At 55.0% G+C, this 18972-nt stretch carries 12 protein-coding genes and 1 pseudogene; 7 read left to right on the top strand and 6 right to left on the bottom strand.

What is annotated here, in order from left to right:
* Nucleotides 1-258 precede the first annotated feature (258 nt).
* From SB765_RS01415 to SB765_RS01405, 3 genes are all read left to right on the top strand, one after another.
* Nucleotides 259-1539, top strand: coding sequence for a tyrosine-type recombinase/integrase (locus tag SB765_RS01415; RefSeq protein ID WP_027609243.1), 1281 nt, complete (start codon nucleotides 259-261; stop codon nucleotides 1537-1539).
* A gap of 73 nt (nucleotides 1540-1612) precedes the next feature.
* Nucleotides 1613-1924 (top strand): hypothetical protein, encoded by a 312-nt coding sequence (locus tag SB765_RS01410; RefSeq protein ID WP_027609242.1) that lies wholly within the window; start codon nucleotides 1613-1615, stop codon nucleotides 1922-1924.
* A gap of 118 nt (nucleotides 1925-2042) precedes the next feature.
* On the top strand, nucleotides 2043-2483 hold the full coding sequence (locus tag SB765_RS01405; protein WP_033693257.1) for a hypothetical protein: 441 nt from the start codon (nucleotides 2043-2045) through the stop codon (nucleotides 2481-2483).
* Nucleotides 2484-2833: 350 nt separating this feature from the next.
* Here SB765_RS01405 and SB765_RS01400 read toward each other — a convergent pair whose 3' ends face one another.
* On the bottom strand, nucleotides 2834-3109 hold the full coding sequence (locus tag SB765_RS01400) for a helix-turn-helix domain-containing protein (protein WP_027609240.1): 276 nt from the start codon (nucleotides 3107-3109) through the stop codon (nucleotides 2834-2836).
* Between the two features lie 142 nt (nucleotides 3110-3251).
* On the opposite strand from SB765_RS01400, the gene SB765_RS01395 reads away from it, so the two are divergent.
* The 3 genes and pseudogenes from SB765_RS01395 (at nucleotide 3252) to SB765_RS01385 (ending at nucleotide 5884) form a co-directional block, all read left to right on the top strand.
* Nucleotides 3252-3713: a hypothetical protein gene (locus SB765_RS01395; RefSeq protein WP_176431015.1), complete on the top strand. Its 462-nt coding sequence runs from the start codon at nucleotides 3252-3254 to the stop codon at nucleotides 3711-3713.
* A gap of 151 nt (nucleotides 3714-3864) precedes the next feature.
* Nucleotides 3865-4623: an SIR2 family NAD-dependent protein deacylase gene (locus SB765_RS01390; RefSeq protein ID WP_027609238.1), complete on the top strand. Its 759-nt coding sequence runs from the start codon at nucleotides 3865-3867 to the stop codon at nucleotides 4621-4623.
* 78 nt (nucleotides 4624-4701) lie between these two features.
* A pseudogene (locus SB765_RS01385) lies at nucleotides 4702-5884 on the top strand (Fic family protein).
* Nucleotides 5885-6362: 478 nt separating this feature from the next.
* Here the strand turns inward: SB765_RS01385 and SB765_RS01380 are convergent.
* The 5 genes from SB765_RS01380 to SB765_RS01360 all read right to left on the bottom strand — a co-directional run bounded on the left by SB765_RS01380 (nucleotide 6363) and on the right by SB765_RS01360 (nucleotide 17799).
* Complete coding sequence (locus SB765_RS01380; RefSeq protein ID WP_410930799.1) at nucleotides 6363-7676, bottom strand: adenylate/guanylate cyclase domain-containing protein; 1314 nt, start codon at nucleotides 7674-7676, stop codon at nucleotides 6363-6365.
* Nucleotides 7664-8047 (bottom strand): Pycsar system effector family protein, encoded by a 384-nt coding sequence (locus SB765_RS01375; RefSeq protein WP_027609236.1) that lies wholly within the window; start codon nucleotides 8045-8047, stop codon nucleotides 7664-7666. Before SB765_RS01375 ends, SB765_RS01380 begins: the two co-directional genes overlap by 13 nt.
* 266 nt (nucleotides 8048-8313) lie before the next feature.
* Nucleotides 8314-9318, bottom strand: a complete 1005-nt coding sequence (locus SB765_RS01370; RefSeq protein ID WP_027609235.1) for a hypothetical protein — start codon at nucleotides 9316-9318, stop codon at nucleotides 8314-8316.
* Nucleotides 9319-9850: 532 nt separating this feature from the next.
* A complete protein-coding gene (locus SB765_RS01365; protein WP_027609234.1) occupies nucleotides 9851-16477 on the bottom strand; it encodes a DUF3320 domain-containing protein in 6627 nt (2208 codons plus the stop codon).
* Nucleotides 16478-16806: 329 nt separating this feature from the next.
* Entirely contained in the window at nucleotides 16807-17799 is a 993-nt protein-coding gene (locus SB765_RS01360) for a DNA-binding protein (protein WP_033693255.1), read from the bottom strand.
* A gap of 206 nt (nucleotides 17800-18005) precedes the next feature.
* Between SB765_RS01360 and SB765_RS01355 the strand changes: the two genes are divergently transcribed.
* Entirely contained in the window at nucleotides 18006-18947 is a 942-nt protein-coding gene (locus SB765_RS01355; protein ID WP_027609232.1) for a tyrosine-type recombinase/integrase, read from the top strand.
* The last annotated feature ends 25 nt before the right edge of the window (nucleotides 18948-18972 follow it).

Raw genomic sequence — 18972 nt, 5'->3', positions numbered from 1 at the left:
GGCATATTTTCATGATTTCCGCCTTAGTGGTAAGCCGGAAATGAATCGTTTGCCATCAAAAGCAATCTCAGCCTTTTAACTCAATGTGAATCCTTGAATGCTGACTATCGTTGCCCCAAGCGTCCATGGGTACGTTGCGTGTTTAAGGCCTGGCGGGTACCATCGATCGGTTGAGATCATTCTGACCAAAATGCTTCTGACTTCCGATTACTGTCATAACTGGAAGTCTATTGTCTTCAAAATTCTGGCTGGTATTTCATGGCGCGCGCACCCCAACCCTTGTTCGAAACCCACGATAACTTCATCGAGCAAGACTTCAGTTTGCACGGCTCACCGCTGGCCTGCGTCGGCGCCTTTCTGGGCGAGTGTGACGCCGCACTGGAGGCTGACCGCGGCTACGCCGCGGTACGTGCGTTCCTGCGCGCCTTTTCCGACAACGCCCAGACGTTCAACTCGTACCGCAGTCATACCGAGCGCTTACTACTGTGGGCGCTGCTGATCCAAGGCAAACCGCTGAATCAACTCAAACGCCAGGATGCCCAAGACTATCTGAACTTCTGTCGAAACCCGCCAGATGACTGGATGGGTCCGGTAACCCGCAGCCGGTTTGTTAGTAACCCGCACGCGCTCGACGCTCGCGAGGCTTACATCCCCAACCCCAAATGGCATCCGTTTAATCTCAAGTCGCGCAAAGTAATAGCTGCAGAAACTCCGAGCACCCAGGAGTATCATGCTGCGAATGGCACGTTGAACCAGGTGTTTACCGTCTGCAGTCGCTTCTATGAATTTCTGATTGAAGATGGCTTCGCCCAAACGAATCCGTTTCGGCTCCTCAAGAAAGGCAGCCGTTTTTCTACGCAAGAACTTGAAGTTTCTTCTTCGCGGGCACTTACGCCGCTGCAGTGGGACTTTGTCCTGGATACCGTTGAAGCAATGGCGAACGCCGAACCGGAGCGGCATGAGCGAACATTATTTATTGTTGCTACGCTGTTCGCCATGTACCTGCGGGTTTCCGATCTCGCCGGTCGCAAAAACTGGAAACCCACCATGGGTGATTTCCGCTTAGATGATGAAGGCAATTGGTGGTACTTCGCGGTGGGTAAAGGCAACAAGGCGGCGAAGATTGCCGTGCGGGATATCTACGTAGAGCGCTATTTGAAACGTTATCGGCGATTCCTGGGACTTCCCGAGCTACCTCATTCAGGAGAAACTACGCCGCTGATCACCACGCTCAACGGCCGCGCCGGTTTGTCTGATCGGCAGATCCGCGCCCTCCTCCAAACCGTGTTTGATAAAGCCGTAGAGAAGATGCGCAGCGAAGGCCGCGCGAACCACGAGATGGAAAGTCTGCGCTGTGCGTCCGCGCACTGGCTGCGTCACACCTCCGCCACCTTTGACGCGCCGCTGCGCAATCCTAAGGACCTGCAGGAAGACTTGCGTCACAGCAACCTCAGTACAACCCAGAACACCTATTATCACTCGCATGATCAGGAGCGCGCACATTCGGTTAAGCGCATTGGCATGCGTGACCGCGGTTGAACTCGAATCACCTGGTCGCCGATCGCCAGCCTGCCGTCCAACATGGCACGAAGCCATTTTCTAGGAATTCACAGTGAAAATTACCGGGCGGGTCGAGATTGAGTGCATCACTGATGTCACGTGTGACGTCTGCGGTAGTTCTACGCGCCTGGCTGCGGGCAGTTACCAGTATGGAACCCTACAAGCCCGCTGGGGGTATGGCAGCGAACACGACGGCCAGCGATTCGAGGTACACCTCTGCGAGCACTACTTTTTCCAGACCCTGGCGTACGTGAAGCAGGAGCGTCGCCTTCAACAGCTGTTCAGTGATGAACCGACGGCTGAGGACGGTAATTTGGGCCTGGTTGCCCAGGACGACTACTTCCAGGACACCGGCCGCCGTTGACTGGTCGACCCTCAGTCAGCCGGTGGATCCGAATTGGTGGTGGTCTATCTCTCAGCGGGCAGCTCAGAACGGGTTGCTGACATCCCCTACCCCCTGATTCTTAAGGAGGGTCTCGCAGATGCGCGAAATTCGACAGGCGAGGAATATTGCCGGCCGAGAGGCGATTTTCCAGTCAAAGGCACAATCCAGAGTCATGGCCAGCGGAGATTGGTTGACCTGGGCTGAGCTAAATGCGCTGTTGCCGGCGTTAGCTGAGCAACTCAGCGCCGGCACTCCTGGCCGGTATTTAGACGGTGTGATCTTCTCTATCAACTACGAGGGCGTGGAGTACTTTTCACGTTTTGCCATCGATGCCTGCGCCTTGGCCAATGCGGCCCAGGGAATGCAGCGCGTCATCGCTGTGCTGGCCACCAGGCTGAATGGCTGGGGCATGGCGTTATGGTTCGAATCATCCAATTCGTATCTGGGCGGTAAGCTGCCGAAGGACATCATATCCTCCGACCCCGACGCGGTTGTTCAAGCCGCACAGGACGAGATAGATGGGGTCTTGCATGGCTAGCGGTGCTCGTAGCTAGGCCCATCGCCGCGGCTCGCTCGCTATAACCAAGAGACAAAACCGCTTTATTTAGCGACGCCCTCCTCCATCCAGGCTTCTGGCCGGCAGTCTTCGGCAGTGCTAGTCAGGAATCTTCCACGATTCTCGACACGGTGTCCTGTACAGGCCAATTGAAAAATGGGGAGCAGCGGCGGTGGCCATAGGCATTTGGATGTAGAAGGGGCCACCTTAGCCATGGAATCATCTACGCATAGCTACGCTGCTCCCCGAAGGGGGTTTCAGTGAGCAGCGATGGTAATCGATTCAGGGCGGCGTGAACACTATAGCGCTCATTTTAGGCTGTGGATCTACGGTCAAGGCTTGAGCGCCTCTTTTTTCACCTGTTTGATGAGCCCGTCGATGCCCACATCCGGATTCTGGATGAGATATGCAGATACGATGAGGCTGAGTGGGTGGACCCCCATGCGGCCGGCCAACTCTTCAATTTTTTGAATAGTTGGCGCCTTGAGTCCGCGTTCGAGGGTGCTGACGTAGGTCCTACTACTGACTACTCCAAAATCTTCCTGCGTCAGGCCGTGAAGAATGCGCATGCGCCGCAGTGCTTCACCCAGGGACTCACGGATTTCCATCATCATTCCTCATAAAAGGAATGATGAAGCGCTATCGAACACGATAGGGCTACAATCTATAGTGTTCATTGTGGGATAATTTGAGCTTTCCAGCCCTGGTGACTGGTCGCCTAGGGGTATGCAGCGCTCAGTGGAGCCCGTTTTGATCTATTTGTCCGAATCTCACACCCGTACTGTCCGTACGGGTTCCTATTGTGAAATTGAAGGGATGTGCTTTTGGGTAACCTTGCGGCCGCTTTTCAACGGTGAGAGCGAGCGAGCAGCTGTGGTTGAAGATGCCTACGAACTCAACGTCTTCCTGTCTCAGGCAACGGGCGTCGAGATCGCGCAGGTACAAATGCTATGCCCTCCTTCCATCACCGGACGTCCGCACTGGAGCCTGGAAGAGCTTCGTAAGATAGTGATTCACCGTGGACTTGAGTCCTCGCAAAGCGCAGTGATTTACGAGACTGCGGTGGCCACCTACAAATTAGGGGATCTCGATTTACGCCTGCGGAAACGGTCACACGCGTTGTACTCGGCGCGAAACCTGAAAGCGCGAATCACCAGCACGGCCCCTCCACCTAAGTCTGCTGACGAACCGCAGTTGTACGCGCACTTTTGATGCAGGAACGCACACCGTCGTTGAACGGTGAAGCCTCCACACTTGGGTTTTTCGGCGCAAGGCCATCGAATTGGCTGTTCACTGATCCGATGCCTCCCGCGGCCGCTCTCCTGGCAGCCTTCCCTACCACGCGTTACGATGATGAATGCTCATGGACACCTTAGCAAAAGCGGCAGACGCATTGCGGGATGCGCAACATATCATGGTGTTTACCGGCGCTGGCGTTTCTGCCGGCAGCGGCATTCCGACTTTTCGCGACCGACTAACCGGGTTGTGGGAGCGCCAAGACCCTCAACGCTTAGAAACCGCGAAGGCATTTCGCGAAAATCCGGCGCTGGTTTGGGGCTGGTACCTATGGCGGCGCCAGCAGGTCACGCAAGCTCTGCCCAATGCGGCACATCAGGCGATCCACCGGTTATCTGGCAGCGGTCGGAATGTCACTGTGGTCACTCAGAACGTTGATGACCTGCACGAGCGGGCGGGCAATCAGGACGTGCTTCATCTCCATGGCAGCCTGACGCTTCCCAAGTGTTTCACCTGTCATCGCTTCGTCGCGGGATCGCTGGAATTTCCGAGCATTCCAGCGGAAGGCGCATTGATAGAACCGCCCCGCTGCCGACGATGCAACGGCCGCTTGCGTCCAGCTGTGGTGTGGTTTGGTGAAGATCTTCCGCCAGGCGCATGGAAAACCGCCAGCCGAGCAGCACGACAGTGTGACGTCATGCTTTCTATCGGGACATCCGGTGTGGTAAGGCCTGCTGCTGACTTACCAGATATCGCGATAGCTTCTGGTGCAGTGGTCGTACACGTCAATAACGTAGATGTATCCATGAATGGGCCGAACGAGATCATGCTGATAGGCCCTGCTGAGAAAATACTGCCACAGCTGATTACTCTGGCGTTGACATGACCATCCACTACCCGGCAAAGAGAAAGCTTTGAAACGTTCTAAGCCTTGGTAACTAGCTGTGCAAAGGACAATGTGGCAATGGCATTCACTCCGTACATCACCCAAGACAAGGCCACGGAGGAACTGCTGGAACAAATCATTCAGATCATTAAGGCTCGACGAGGCTCTTCACACCGGGATTCCAGTCCCATTACGCGTGCCTATGATGAACCTGGTACAGCTTGTAAATTCGTACTACAGCAACAAGATCGAGGGGAACTCAAGCGCACCGATCGACATTCTGAGGGCCGAGGATAGTCCTCATGAGATCGAAGGCGACCAAGGCCTGCAAGAGGTTAAACGGCTCATTGACGCCCAGCGCCGGCTCGTCAATGAGCCAATCAACAAAGTCACCGTGTGTGCGAAGGTCACAATCGCACGCTTACATCGCGAACTCTATGTTGGCGTGCCTGAACGGATGCTGGAAATGCAATCATTCGAGCCAGCGATTTCCGCGCGCATGGTCCCTGGTGAATTTCGCAAATGTGAGGTCCGCGTTGGCCAACACATCCCCCCTACTTCGCAGCAGATGCAGTTGCACCTAAACGACTTTGCGCGCGTGTACCGTCTAGATTGGATCCATGGGCAATCGCGGCTCTTAGCCGCTGCTGCCTCGCACCACCGCCTGATGTGGATCCACCCATTCATGGACGGCAATGGACGTACGGGCCGCCTATTCACAGATCAGTACCTCAAGGCTTCTGGCTTGAGTGGGTCTGGCTTGTGGTCCATGAGCCGTGGGTTCGCTCGCAATATCGCCGCCTATTACGAGATGCTGCGCGCTGCGGATGCTCAGCGCCAAGGCGGATTAGACGGCCGTGGCGAACTTTCGGATAGCGGTTTGCTGCGCTGGACTAGATTCTTCACTGAGACAGCACTGGAACAGTTGCAGTACTTCAGTAAGCTGCTGGAGCCGGAAAGGCTAAATGATCGGATCGACGGCTATTTTGAGATGCGGAGCCGCCGCGTACTGTCAGCCAGTAAGGGCGAGCACCTGCATGAACTGCAGATTAAGTGCCGTGATATCTACAAAACGCTTCTCTGCCTGGGTGACCAGCAACGCGCCGATATCCGTGCGCGCCTGGGTCTCGATGAGGCTACCACGCACAGCCTACTAAGCCTGATGTGTTTAGAGGGGTTGATCACTTTGGACTGCCGTCAGTCGGTATCCCTGAAGCTTTCGCGGCATTCGATAGATTTTCTGTTCCCCTCTCTCTGGTAGTTTGCTCCCGCGAGCATTTTGGTTATCGAGTAGCTAACTCAAAGCCAAGCCGTTAGCGGTGTATATGATCGACAAATAGCCCTGAACCTGGGGAGGAGTACATTTGTACCCCTTCGGGGTGCCAGCAAACTCTGCACCTCTCCCATGCGCCTGGTCGCCCTCGCCCGCTTCAGACCGCCCATTGGTCTCGGCTAGATGAGACATTAGTTTCCCTCAATGGCTTGGTGAGTAAATCTTTCCCTAGATATACTAAACTAGCGGGCGGTGGCCTTTCACCTATTCTACCAAATTCCAAATACTTGAGCCGCGTCCCGCCCCGAGCCCGACGCACCATTGGGCTGGATCCAGGTGCGATGTTACTGCGAGCTTAATATTGGGGGCTGTCATGCCTGAACAATCCTCGAATCACCCAAGCGTCGCGTGCGCTTGACCAGCGAATCCTGCCTGCGGCATAAACTAGGCTCTCTTGTTAAAAAGCTTATATTGGCACCCCAATATAAACGCCAAAATCTTGCTCTGGGATTATCGTTCTATCGTCCACTAGCACCGATACCGACATGTAGTGGAGTCCTGTATACATAGCATCCCGCCAATAACCCGCCCAATACTCCTGTCGCTCTCGATTGAATTTCGCCTCAATGTCTTCGTGATAGGTGTTATCCGCGCCAGCCTCTTCGCCGTGGTTTTTAACTCGGAATCGCACTCTCACATTATCCGGATTCCCTGCAATCACGAACCTGGCTTTGAACTCAATGCCCGCACCTTTTGGAATGGCACGTGAGCAAGCATGATAGTGCTCAGGATCTGCATACACAACATCAGCCCTTGGCTTGAGCAAAGCAGATATTTGGATAGGAGATTCGCTCCACTCTGGCTTCGGCAGTAAATCAAAGTACTTTTTCTGCACTAAAACATGCTTCCGGTAATTTACTGGTCGCCCGTCATTACCAGTATAATTGGGAAGAATGTATCGCTCAATTGACTCTTTGTTATTTACCCATTTGGGCTCTAACAGTTCATCATGCAAGTCGAGTAGCGTCCTAATCGATTCGCCTATCATGACCCTGTTTCGAGGTGCGCTCTGCTGAAGCTTTGCCGCAACGTCAACGAAAAATGATGTTGCAGTCACCTCTGACGAGCCTTGATAGCCATACATGCCCCATAGCACATCATCATGCTGACCATAATCAATACCAACGCGAATACCGACATCATCTACATCATTCTCTCGAAGCTTCGGCGCAACATGTTGCCGCATAAACTCCACTAAATAGCACCCGCAATTCAGAGCATCAATGGCCGCGTTGCGCGCCGACTCACCATCTGAGCGGAAGAATGCCAGAACTGCGTCACCCATAATTCGGTGCACATGACCATCGAAAGCCCTGATAGTTTCTATAGCACACCGAATTATGCTATTTTTGATAAAGAACACTTCTTCAGGACTGTATATCAGGCCGAGCTTTGTCGAGCCTTTGATATCCATGAACAGCGAAACATTAAACCCCCGCTCCGTAGATTCAGACTCCGCCAGATGATCAAAGTCAGGATGACCACCTATACTATGCGCATTCGTTCTCTTTTTACCAAATAAACCTCTAATCGCTTCTTGAATACCGTACTCCGCCTCAGCAATATTAGACTTGGCGAGGATTGTCTGACGCTCATTCAATACTCGTGGTGACCTAGCCCCATACGACTCAAAGGCAGAATCGAACACAGGCGTGCTTTTAGGGATTGACCGTTCGAAAACTGAATCGAACGATTTGTAGACACTTTTCAGCGAAGACATAATTTAACTCCTAAACTGTCCATGACAACAACTAGAACGATCAACCCCATAACCAACAAGCACCATTTGACGCAATTGGCCGCCTTCGATACCACTTGGAATTTTTTTAAAGTTACTTGAGCGACCTCGTGAACCTGAATCGCCAGATCTTTTTCAAATTCCTCTATGGATCGACCTGCCGCTTCCGAGGCATATGTCAATGCGTTGAATTCCTTGGCCACCGAACCGAAGAAAAACAATGATGGCTTATTCGCCCCACCGGCATTGGTTGACAAATCGGGCCAAATCGTCTTTATAACCCAATATATGCTCAGGAGAGCAAGAAACGCTAACAACACCAGCAAGCCAGCAAGCAGATAATTGCTTTCCATTCCAGACTTCAGTATTGCATCGGCTTTTAGTAGCACTCCGCCGAAGACCGCGGCTGAGAACGACGCTATGAGTCCACAGCGAAAATTAACCGTAGATATATAGCCATCATATCTCTTTAGTGTGTCCCACATTCCCGAAATTCGTATTTTTTGGTCGTCTGAAATTGTCACAAATCGCACCCATTCAAATTGTCGATACTTCTGAATCAATACTGAGAATTAGTGGTTTCTAATCCATGCGATGGCTGGATAGGAGTTACCTGTATTTATACTTTTACGGCAAACCTTTCGGAGTCCAGGGAACATACAGCAGAGAAGCCAGTACCCTTCTTAAAGTTCATATTGTGCACAAAGTTCTTCATCGCGTCTGACGGATCAATTGCCTCAAGGTTCAGGCCATCGACTGCGATCCGAGAGAATGCGACGCTGAGAATCGGTTGATCCTCCATATGCCCTGTCGAACTGTTGAGCACGTTATCCATCGCCGTCACGATCACTAGGTCGTCCGGGAGGATGGCCAACAACTCTCTTCCCACACGCAAAGCACAGCTGCAGACGTAATCCTGATGGAGCTCATTGAAACGTCCAGCTGGCATCGCTTTGGTTGAGAGCTTGCCGCTTTTGAGTAGAGACTTGATTTCGGAAGGGATAACGTGTGAACCGTGGATGGCCAGCTTCGCTTCCAGAACTCCGCCCTCATGGACGATCATCTGGATAGATGAGCCTAGGTGTGAGATTTCCTCCAAAGACTCGAAAGCCTCAATAGCATCAAGCTTCGCTTGGCGGTCACCATCGAGGATACGCAGAGCAATATCACGCTCCTCAGCCCAGTCGTCGTGTGCAGTCTTCCATTCATCAAGCTCTGCCTGAAACAGTCTTTCGTCTTCGGCAGCGGCAACGCCGATTCTCACCAAAAGCGCTTCGCGCTGCCGACGCTCAAGCTTGAAAAGCCGTGCCCAGAAGTTAGGGCGATAAGTAGCAGATGCATGATGTGCGGCTTGCTCGAGCGATCCGGCCTTCAAGGGTTGCCTTGGCTCTGGCGTTGAGAGGATCTTCTTCCATTGCACCGGCTCAGCGCATTCTTTGTGCATGGAAAGCAGGAGATCGATGTGATTTTCATAGACCTCTACCTCGTACGCTGCTTGCTCTAGAGCCTCCATCTTATCGAACTCTTTTTGCCGCTTCTCGAGCTCACGTTGCCGACGATGAGCGTTGCGCTCAGCTCGTCTGGCTGATGCCTGCAGCGATCTTACAGTCCCTTTCCAACCCATCACGAGGCTCCATACCGAATGCGTGATGGCACATTAGCATACGCCATCGAATCGTCGGCACGTCGGACGGGCGTAAAATTTTGACACTCAAAGGGATCCAAAACGCTTGCGAACACCAGCTAAGCGCATTATGTTGTGTCACGCAGAAAGAAAAACACTACATGATGTGTTTATGACTTTCTGCGCGGCTCACGATTTACTGCAAACCTCTTGTATCTCACATTGCTGGATGAAGGAGATTCCGTATGACAGATCGTCGCCCTCTCAACCCCAACGTGAACGTTCCAAAGCCTGGCGGTGGTGAACAACCACGGTCTCGCAACAAGGACGGTCAAGTCCGCGATAAACGGAGCGATGCTGGTAAACCGCGCGGCAAATGACGGCTTGCAGGTCATCAGCGTACGATCTCGCTGCTGACTTGTTCTGCCTCTACAAATTAGCCTTGGTGTATGCACAGAAGCAGCGCAATTCGAAGCACCAGTGCTACACCCTGACTCGAAAAGGGGCGCTGGTAATGCGCCCCTTTCGAGTATCACTCAGCAATCCGCTTTATCGCTTTTTCGATACGCTGACGGCCCGCGTGGGCAAGCTTACCGACCCCGGCTTCCTTGGCCACCGCGTAAACCAGCCCCTCTCCTACGTGACCATGCTTGGTCATTTCATCTACCAAGGCACGTAGTTCAGGCAAGCAGATTTCAGCGAGTGGGCGAATGGCATCGTCATCACCCGGCCTACGGAAGACAACGTTCATATCCGAGTCGAGATGAGTCGGCCAGAAGAATGTTCCTGCCTGCTCCTCTTCATGGGATCGGAATCGTGCCCGCGCTATTTGATCGACGCGATCACGAATGCGCGAGCCCGTTCTAACCCAGCCATGAGCACGCGCTATACGCCGTGCAAGCGCCATATCGAGCACAGGCCCCTCTTCTGCTACCACATGGGCAATCATCTGCTCCAAGGTAGCTGTGTAGCTCGGTTCGAAGAATCGGTCTGGATCAACCGCTTCCACAGCCTCGGCAGGGTCTGCTTCCTTGTAAACCAGGTGCTCCACTGGCACATAAGGAATCACGGTATCTTCTGCTGCTTGAGCCGCGGCAGCTCTCGCGTACTTCAACTCTGGCATTGCGCCAGACGGATCATTGGCTTCGGCAACTGAAGTCGAAGCTACAACAGCCACCTGATCCACCACCTCAATGACTTCAGCCATAGCAGCATCGACTTTCAGGCGCTCCGCCTCATGCGCAGCATCAATGACGGCTTGCTTGGCTCTCGACTCAGCGAGTAGCTCCGTCAATTTTTGATGAACCTTTTCTGCAGTCCCTACGGCATCAACCCACCAGTCGGTCGACCAGATCCGCACGATCTCCCAGCCAAGTCCCCGCAATACAAATTCCCGCAGTTTGTCGCGATCACGCGCAGTCGCACTTCGGTGATAGGTAGCACCGTCGCATTCGACGCCGGCGAGGAATCGTCCTGGAGCATCAGGGTGTACAACACCCAAGTCTATTCGGAAGGAGGAGACACCAATCTGGGTATGAACCTGCCAGCCCTTCTTGGCCAAAGCAGCTGCGACCGCCTCTTCGAACGGGCTGTCGAATCCACCTACGCTGCCAAAGTTAGCCTCTGCCAACGCCTGCGGCCCACGCTCGGCGAACTCGAGGAAGTGTTTCAGGTCGCGCACCCCGACGGCTTGCGTCCGAGCAAGGTCAATGTGCTCTGGGCGCAGGGTCGAGAACAGCACCAATTCTTGGCGAGCACGCGTGATTGCAACGTTGAGTCGGCGTTCGCCACCTGGACGGTTCATCGGGCCGAAGTTCATAGACATCGCGCCAGCAGCGTCTTTCCCGTAGGTGGTCGAGAAGTAGATGATGTCTCGCTCATCGCCCTGCACACTCTCCAGGTTCTTCACGAACACAGGCTCGAGCTCAGACTCAGCGAAATACGAATCGAGCGACGGATCCTTCCGGCATGCCTCATCAAGCATGTCCATGATGAGCTTCTGCTGCTCACCGTTGAACGTGACGACTCCCACGGTACGACGGCTCTCACGGAAAGACGGCGACTGAAGGCGAGTGACGAGGTCAGCAACTAGGGCTCTTGCTTCGATCAGGTTGGTACGTGAGCCGCCCTTGTCGTAGACACCTGCCACTGGGCACAATCGCACAGCCTTGTCAGCTGTGAACGGCGATGGGAAGGTCACAAGCTTCGAGCCGTAGTAACGCTGGTTCGAGAAGGCGATCAAGCTCTCATGGCGGCTACGGTAGTGCCAGTTCAGGTTTCGCATCGGTAGGTTTGCGCTGATGCACTCATCCAGGATGCTCTCCAGATCTGCTTCGACATCCTCATCATCAGCCGTAGACTCAGCACGGTCGAAGAACGAGGTCGGCGGGAGCTGTTTCGGGTCGCCCACCATGACAACCTGCTTCCCTCGCGCCATCGCACCAATCGCATCCCAGACTGGGATCTGAGAGGCCTCGTCGAAAATGACGATGTCAAACGGGGTCGAAGCCGGCGGTAGGTACTGAGCGATCGAAAGCGGGCTCATCAGCAAGCAAGGTGTCAGCTTCGTCAGCGCCTCGGGTGCTCGAGTCATGAGCTCCCGTAATGGAATGTGCTTAGTCTTCTTGCCCATTTCATGCCGCAGCAGGCCCCACTCAGAGGAGCGACTCACGCTGTCCTGGCTTGGCAGGTCAGCGCACAGCCGCGCCCGGAGCCAGTCCTTCGTCAGCTCGGTAAACTTGTCATCCAGCGCGCGGAAGTCGCGAATGCGTTGTTCGTGCTCGACGCTGACGAACGTCCGAATGACCTCCTCGTTGTCGACAGTGGTATTCAGCCACCAGCGAGCGTAATTCACCTCAAGGGCGCGACGGACTTTCCCGGAGGTGATCGCTCCGCTTTCCATGGCCTGAACAATCGGCGAGAGGCCAACGGCGAAGGCCTCATCGCGCACCTTTCTCCAGGAACACCAAGCCTTGAGTCGCGCCTCAGAAGAAACTACGGTCTCGCAGCTTTTCTTGAGGTCACTCAATGACAGGTGAGCGGTCTCATCAGTACCTGATTCGGTGAAGTGGCCTATCGACGTCAGGTGCGATGAACGCTCCTCCAGCAGCCCAAGCTTTTCACGCAGGGCAGCGCCAGCAAGTGAGATGGCACCTTCCGACTGCAGCAGCGCGTTGCCATCGCCCAACAGTGTTTGCAGAGGCGCCTTGTAAGCAGCAATCTGCTCCGGGTTCAGCGCGAGCTTCGCGACAGCAGTCGCTATTTTCCCCTGGAACACCACGGCCTGACGAGCTATCTCCAGCTTGGTCTTCAGCTCGCTCCAGACAGGCACCAACTCCCGCAGGTCAGCCAAGTCGGCCAAATCACGCTCAACCGTTGCCCGCTGTTTCAGCAGATCGAAGTCACCCTTCAGCAACGATCCACAACGGCCCTCTGCTACTTCGGAGTGATCATCAACGAGGCGACCGCGCTCTTCGATATCTCGACGCTCAGACTGGAAACGCAGTGCTGCGGTAAGGTGATCAATGTTAGTGCCCTCACCGCACCACAGCTGTTGAGTGCTCGAGCCAAGTTCGGACAGCGCGGCCATATCGCTATCAAGACGAGTCAGCGTGCGAAGCCGCCGGAGCTCTTCCTTCAATGCGTCTCCCAGCTGGCCCTGCTCGACCAACTGGAACCCCTCATCGATCCAGGCCAAGTCAGCTTGCTGGAGCCGAATGGCCTCTTGAAGCTTGATCGACGTCGAGATCTGCTCAGCGTCAGACTTTGAACCTTGCCAAACGGCAACGCACTCGTGCCCGGGTTCGAGCTCATCAATTGCGCGGCGCACGGCGCGGATCTCTGCCCAAGTAGCCAGATCTTTACCGTGATCGGCTTCACCCGAAGTGGTTTGAGACGGAGCCAACAAACCTGCGATACGACGCTTTCCGAACCAGGATTTTGGCCAGAACGCCTCCTCTGCTTCCTTCCACTCACGCAGCAACAGATCAATGTCGAGCGACTCAATCACATCGCCATAGGTCGCACTGAGCTGATGCTTGAGCTCTACTATTTGGCCAAGCAGTGCCACCGCCTGAGCAAGCTCATCGGTGACACTCTCTGGCCAGGCTGCGCTGAGCTCACCAAAAGTGGTACGACGTTGCTGTAGTAACTCGATACCCTGCTTTGCATCTGCGATAACTCGCGAGGGCCAGAGAGCGGATAGCTTGGCGTTGATCTCTCGATGCTGTTCAACCCACGCACAACCATCGCTCAACCGCTGGGAAATCGAACGAGCATCAGGACGCAATGCGAATCGCCAATCTTGTCCTGCAGCCGCAGGGAGTGCCTGGGAAAGGACTGACAGCCCCTCCAGTGCAGTCGGGGTGTAATCCGTAGCTGGGAGCCCGGCTAGCTCTACGAATCGATCAGCAGCACGCTGCACATCCAGCACGGCAGGCAGCACATCTCGAGCAGCCTGCACGAGCTGTTGTTGCCAATGGGGTGACCATTCCGCCTGACCAATCGTGGCCAACGCATTGCCAGTAAGCTGGCTGTACCCCACGGCATGCGCGTTCACTTCGAGGCGATCGCCCAATTCACGAAGCTCAAGCATGGCTTTCTGGTCGTGCGTGTCAGGTGAAGCCCAGCCAACCGGCGCAACAGCTTCATCGCCACCCGAGGTGACCGTGCCAATCGCATCGTAGATGGTGTAACCGTTGCGATGGCGCCGGTGCAGGCGCTCGACGTAAATATTCAAGCTATCGCGTAGCGTGGCAAGGCGCTGCGCTTCAACCTCCCATGCCGCGGAATCCACTTGCCCCTTGGCTTCCCAGGCAGATTGCAGCTGGGCAAGGACGTCGGTCTTTCGAGCCTTGCTCGAGTGAAGCTCAAGACAGAACTCGCCCAGGCCAATCTCACGTAGTCGACGGTACACAACATCCAGCGCCGCGATCTTCTCCGAGACAAACAGCACTCGACGCCCTTGGGCAATCGACTGAGCGATCATGTTGGAGATCGTTTGGCTCTTGCCGGTACCGGGCGGGCCGATGAGCACGAAGTCTTTGCCCTTGGCTGCCGCCATCACAGCTGCTAGTTGAGACGAGTCAGAAGGCAGCGGACAGAAAACATCCGTCGGGCCGTAATCACGATCCAGCGACTGCGCATCTGGGAACGGGGTGTCCGAAACGAACGAATCGCGCGGCGTATCCAGGAGGTGCTGAACCACTGGGCTCTGCCGTAGGTGCTCGGCGTTCTCGGCCAGATCCTTCCACATGAGGTACTTGGCAAACGAGAACATCGACAGCACGACATCCTCGCTCAGCTCCCAGCCAGGAATGTCCTTGATAGCGTGACCAACTTTGTTCCAGATGCCGGCGATGTCCAGACCTGAATCGTCCCGCGGCAGCTCATGCTCCAGGGAGCCCAATCCCAACTCGAAGTCTTGCCGGAGCATCTCAATCAGCGTCGGGTTGAAGCGTGGCTCATCATCGTGGAGCACCATGGTGAACCCGGATCGAGCGCTCTTGCGCTCCAGCGTGACGGGAACCAGAACCAGAGGCGCCTTGTACTTCTGCCCTTCCCTGTCTTCACGCGTCCAGCTCAAGAAACCGATAGCCAGGAAGAGTGTGTTCGAGCCACCTTCCTGCAAGGCTGTACGAGCCCCGCGGTAAAGCTCAGTGAGTCGCACATCCATCTCATTAGATTTCAGGGCAACGAACACCTCTCTACGCTTGAGGGCGTCTTCCGCATGCCGGCGACGAACATCCTCATGTTCACGTTGCTCGTAAAGAGCAAGCTCCCGCGGATCAGCACCATCCATGAGGTCTGGACGGGTGAGCAGCTTCAGCGACTGACCACTGGCCAGTACGTCCTCAAGAGCACCCGGGTCTGGGGACTCTAGCTTCAGCGCCCGCTTGCCCGTCTTGAAGTTCAGGAGGTTGTTTCGAAGAGAGAGATCCAGGAGCTTACGCTGCCAACGACCAAGACGATCGGCTGGGTCGAGCTTCGAAAGATCTTCGACGACCACCTCGTGTCTCTCGTCTGGAATACCCGCTCCGTCTTCGACCAGGAGGGCTGGAGCATCGTCCGATATCTCATCAGCAATCCGCGCGATCTGAGCCTCAGCACTCGCAAGCGGCTTGATCCGCTGCAGTCGAGCCCGGCGAATGTCGAGCAGCATTTCAAACTCGCTATCCGCGTCTTCGGCAATCTGTTTTTCACCTCTCTCCACCGCGTAGGAGAAAGTTGGAACGAGATTCTGCGTACTGAGCGTAGTTTCGAATAGAACCAGCTCCCGCAGCTTCACCCGTTTGCGCACCGCCGTCACATCATCGACAAGGGCAGTGGTGAACTCTTCAGGCTTCATCCACAGGCCCGCGAAGGCGTGTCCACGGGTGAATACGATTACCGGGTTGAGGCCGATTTGCTCCAAGGCGGCGCAGAACAGCAGGGTCAGATCCATACAGGTAGCCAAGCCGGTATCGGCAATCTGGCTGGGGCTGCGCACCTTTTGACCAGACTGTTCAAAGCTTGCGGGCGGCAATGCATAGTCGAGCTTCATCCGTGCAACGGCGCTCCACACTGCAGACGCCAATTGCCAGGCTCGTTTGGCGCCACCCTCATATCCGTCCAGTGACGAGGACAGTTCACTTTGACGAAGCAAGTCAGCTGTCTGCTTCAGCAGACGCTCGACAGCCGGATCATTCGGCTGGACGAAGGCGGCCGTCATGTCCGGAATATGCCGCAAACCACCCCACTGATTTCGGGGCAGCAGGTCTACGACCTGCTCGAAACGGGCAATCTCCTTCCTACCGCCCTCTGCTTCTTTGTCATCGGCCTCGAGCACGAAAGAAAAAGTCGATAGCTCTGCTTCGGTCAAGCGGCTAAGTAACGGGCCGTCCAACACCAAATCAAGCCCTGGAATGATTCGGAAGCTGTCTGCCGCAACCTCATCGATCCGCCAGACCTTGGCCTTGAACACTTCAGGTTCCGAGGTCAACGTCAGGGTCGCATTGACGAAGCGGTCTTCTGTCTCGTTCGAGATGCGAAGCTCGCGAATCACGGGAATGGCGTTCTGGAAGTCGGCAAGGTTCAGCTTCGCCACCAAGGTGGCCAGGATCTTCACTTCTTTAGGAGGGGTTTCGTCTTGGTGCGTGAGGGGCTGAACGATGTCGTCCATGCGCAACCTTCCTTGTCGTTATGCCCAAGGGAGTGCCGGAATTGGCCGGCCAGAGGGCCCCTCTTGAGCGAATGGCGAGATGATAGCGCTTCCAGTTACAGTCGTAATGAGCCTTTGGTCGCGCCTAGACGATCGCTAACCATTGAAAGGTTTCAGCAATGAACAAAATGGCCTATCAGTGTGCCGTAGCGCTTACCTGAAGCTGATATCTCACCTTGCTCAACTCTGCCTCAGCCTGCCGAAGCTCGCTCTTGATACTTGTCCACATCAACACCAACGTGGCGATCTTCTCGCGGGAGGCCGTCAGCTCTTCACCCTTCATGGCCAGTTCACTCTCGAGCAATATCCGTATCGTCCGAGGCCCGCAGTTCCTTGATCTCAGCTTCTGCGATTGCGAGCTTCTGTACCAAATCCCTTTCTCTCTGCTGTACCTCCAAGTTTTTGGAGCGTGCCTCGCTCGCCTCTTTGGTCTTGGTTTCGAGCTGGTGAGCCAGCAGCTCTTTGGCCCCTTCCGCGCGAGCAGTTGCAGCATTGGCAATACCCAGGTCGCCTCTCAGATGCTCGATAGCGTCACGATGCAGGCTGGCCTCCTTGGCGTGCTGGCGGCTTTCGGCGATCAATCGCTCATTATCGCGAATCAGTCGAGTGGCCTCTTCCTGCTTAACCATGAGCGTCTGCTGGAGGACTGTCACCTCTTGCTGCATCTGGTAGATCTGAGTTTCGTGACGGTTTAGATCCTGGTCGCGCTGTTCCTTTACTGCTATTCGGTAGTGCTCGAGTGCTTCTCTGGCGTGCGTATGCTTCTCCTCCAAAGATTCGATCTGGGCGTCCTTCTCTTGCACGCGAATCTCAAGGTCGCTGCAGCTCTGGCTGATCCGGGCGTTTCGAGTGATCTCAGTTTGAAGGCTGGATTGAACGATGTTGAGTTCTTCGCCCTGGGCCTGCAGGGCTGACTGCAGCTTGGCCATCTCCAATTGCGACTGCTCAAGCTTGCTTTGAAGTGTACTGCTCTCAGCTTTCAGCGCTTTGCGTTCCAGCTCAAAAGCGGCTCGCTCACGCGCCAAGGCTTCGTTTCCCTCCTCAACCAGGCGTTCAAGCATCTTGCTCACCAGCTCCGTGAGTTCATCACTTAAGCGCGAAGGCGAAGCCGAGGGTCGGGGATCGTGTGATTCAATCTCCTTCAAAAAACGCTGAATCGTTGTCTTTGAGCCGGTATTTCCAAGTTCGATGCGTATCGCGTCGATACTAGGGTTCTGCCCTCTCGACAGCAGAGCCTCGCGAGCCTTGCGCACCAGTACCAGGTTAATGCCGCCTCTAGCCATGTCTATCCCTACGATTTCGTACCGTTTTACGTTTCATGTAATTACGTGCCACTTTAACACCATTAGATACAAAGTTTTCCTTAGTTTTTGGCAAGACATAATCGAGGTTTATGGCTTGTCATGCCGTTGAGCGGCAGTAAAATGGTTAGAAATGCCGTACAAATGGTAAAAGCGAGCAACTGATGGCTCGAAGCGGGGAAAATTGCGTGGTTGAAGTGGTCAGCAAGGCAGAGAGGTACCTAGAGGCGAGCATTCGAGAGAACACCTCGAAGAGCTATGCGGCTGCCCTCGCCCACTACGAGGTGACCTGGGGCGGCTATCTGCCCACTACCACTGAGTCAGTGGTACGGTATATCGCTGAGTACGCTGACCAACTGGCGCTCAGTACCCTCAAGCAGCGCTTGGCTGCCCTAGCCAACTGGCATCAAAGCAACGGATTCCCTGACCCCACTAAAGCACCCAAGGTCAGGCAATTGTTAAAAGGCATTCGGGCACTACACCCTGTGCAGCAAAAGCAAGCGGCACCCCTAGCATTGCTGCATCTCGAAAAGGCAGTGGCGCATCTCCAGGAGGAGGTTGTTCAGGCAAGAGCTGCCGGCAACATGTCTAGCCTACTCAAAGCGACTCGCGATATCGCCCTGCTGACGATCGGCTTTTGGAGAGGGTTTCGCGGAGACGAACTCGCCAGGCTCACCATCGAGAACACACATGCCGAGCGCTACGTTGGGATAAGGTTTTACTTGGGAACTAGCAAGGGGGATCGACAAAATATCGGGAGGGAGTACAAAACCCCTTCATTGACCAAGCTATGTCCTGTGGAGGCATACCTCAATTGGCTGGAAGCTTCTGGCCTCACCCGCGGCGGCGTATTCCGGGGCATTGATCGTTGGGGCAACATCAGCGATCGACCTCTCGCTGCCCACAGTCTCATCCCCCTTCTTCGGGGCACCCTAGAGCGCTGCGGCCTACCCTCTCAAACGTTTACCGCTCACTCCATCCGGCGGGGCTTTGCCACATGGGCGGCGAGTTCAGGCTGGGACATCAAGACCTTGATGGAATACGTAGGCTGGAGTGACATGAAGTCGGCGCTGCGCTATGTGGAGCCCGCCCTGCAATTCGGCGGACTCGTGCGGAAGCTTGAGGGGTGATTTCTGGCGCGCTCTGATTGCCAAC

Origin of the sequence: Pseudomonas sp. SIMBA_067 (genome assembly GCF_046534675.1) — a bacterium.
Lineage (GTDB): Bacteria > Pseudomonadota > Gammaproteobacteria > Pseudomonadales > Pseudomonadaceae > Aquipseudomonas > Aquipseudomonas putida.
This window is presented reverse-complemented; position numbering and strand designations above follow the sequence as displayed.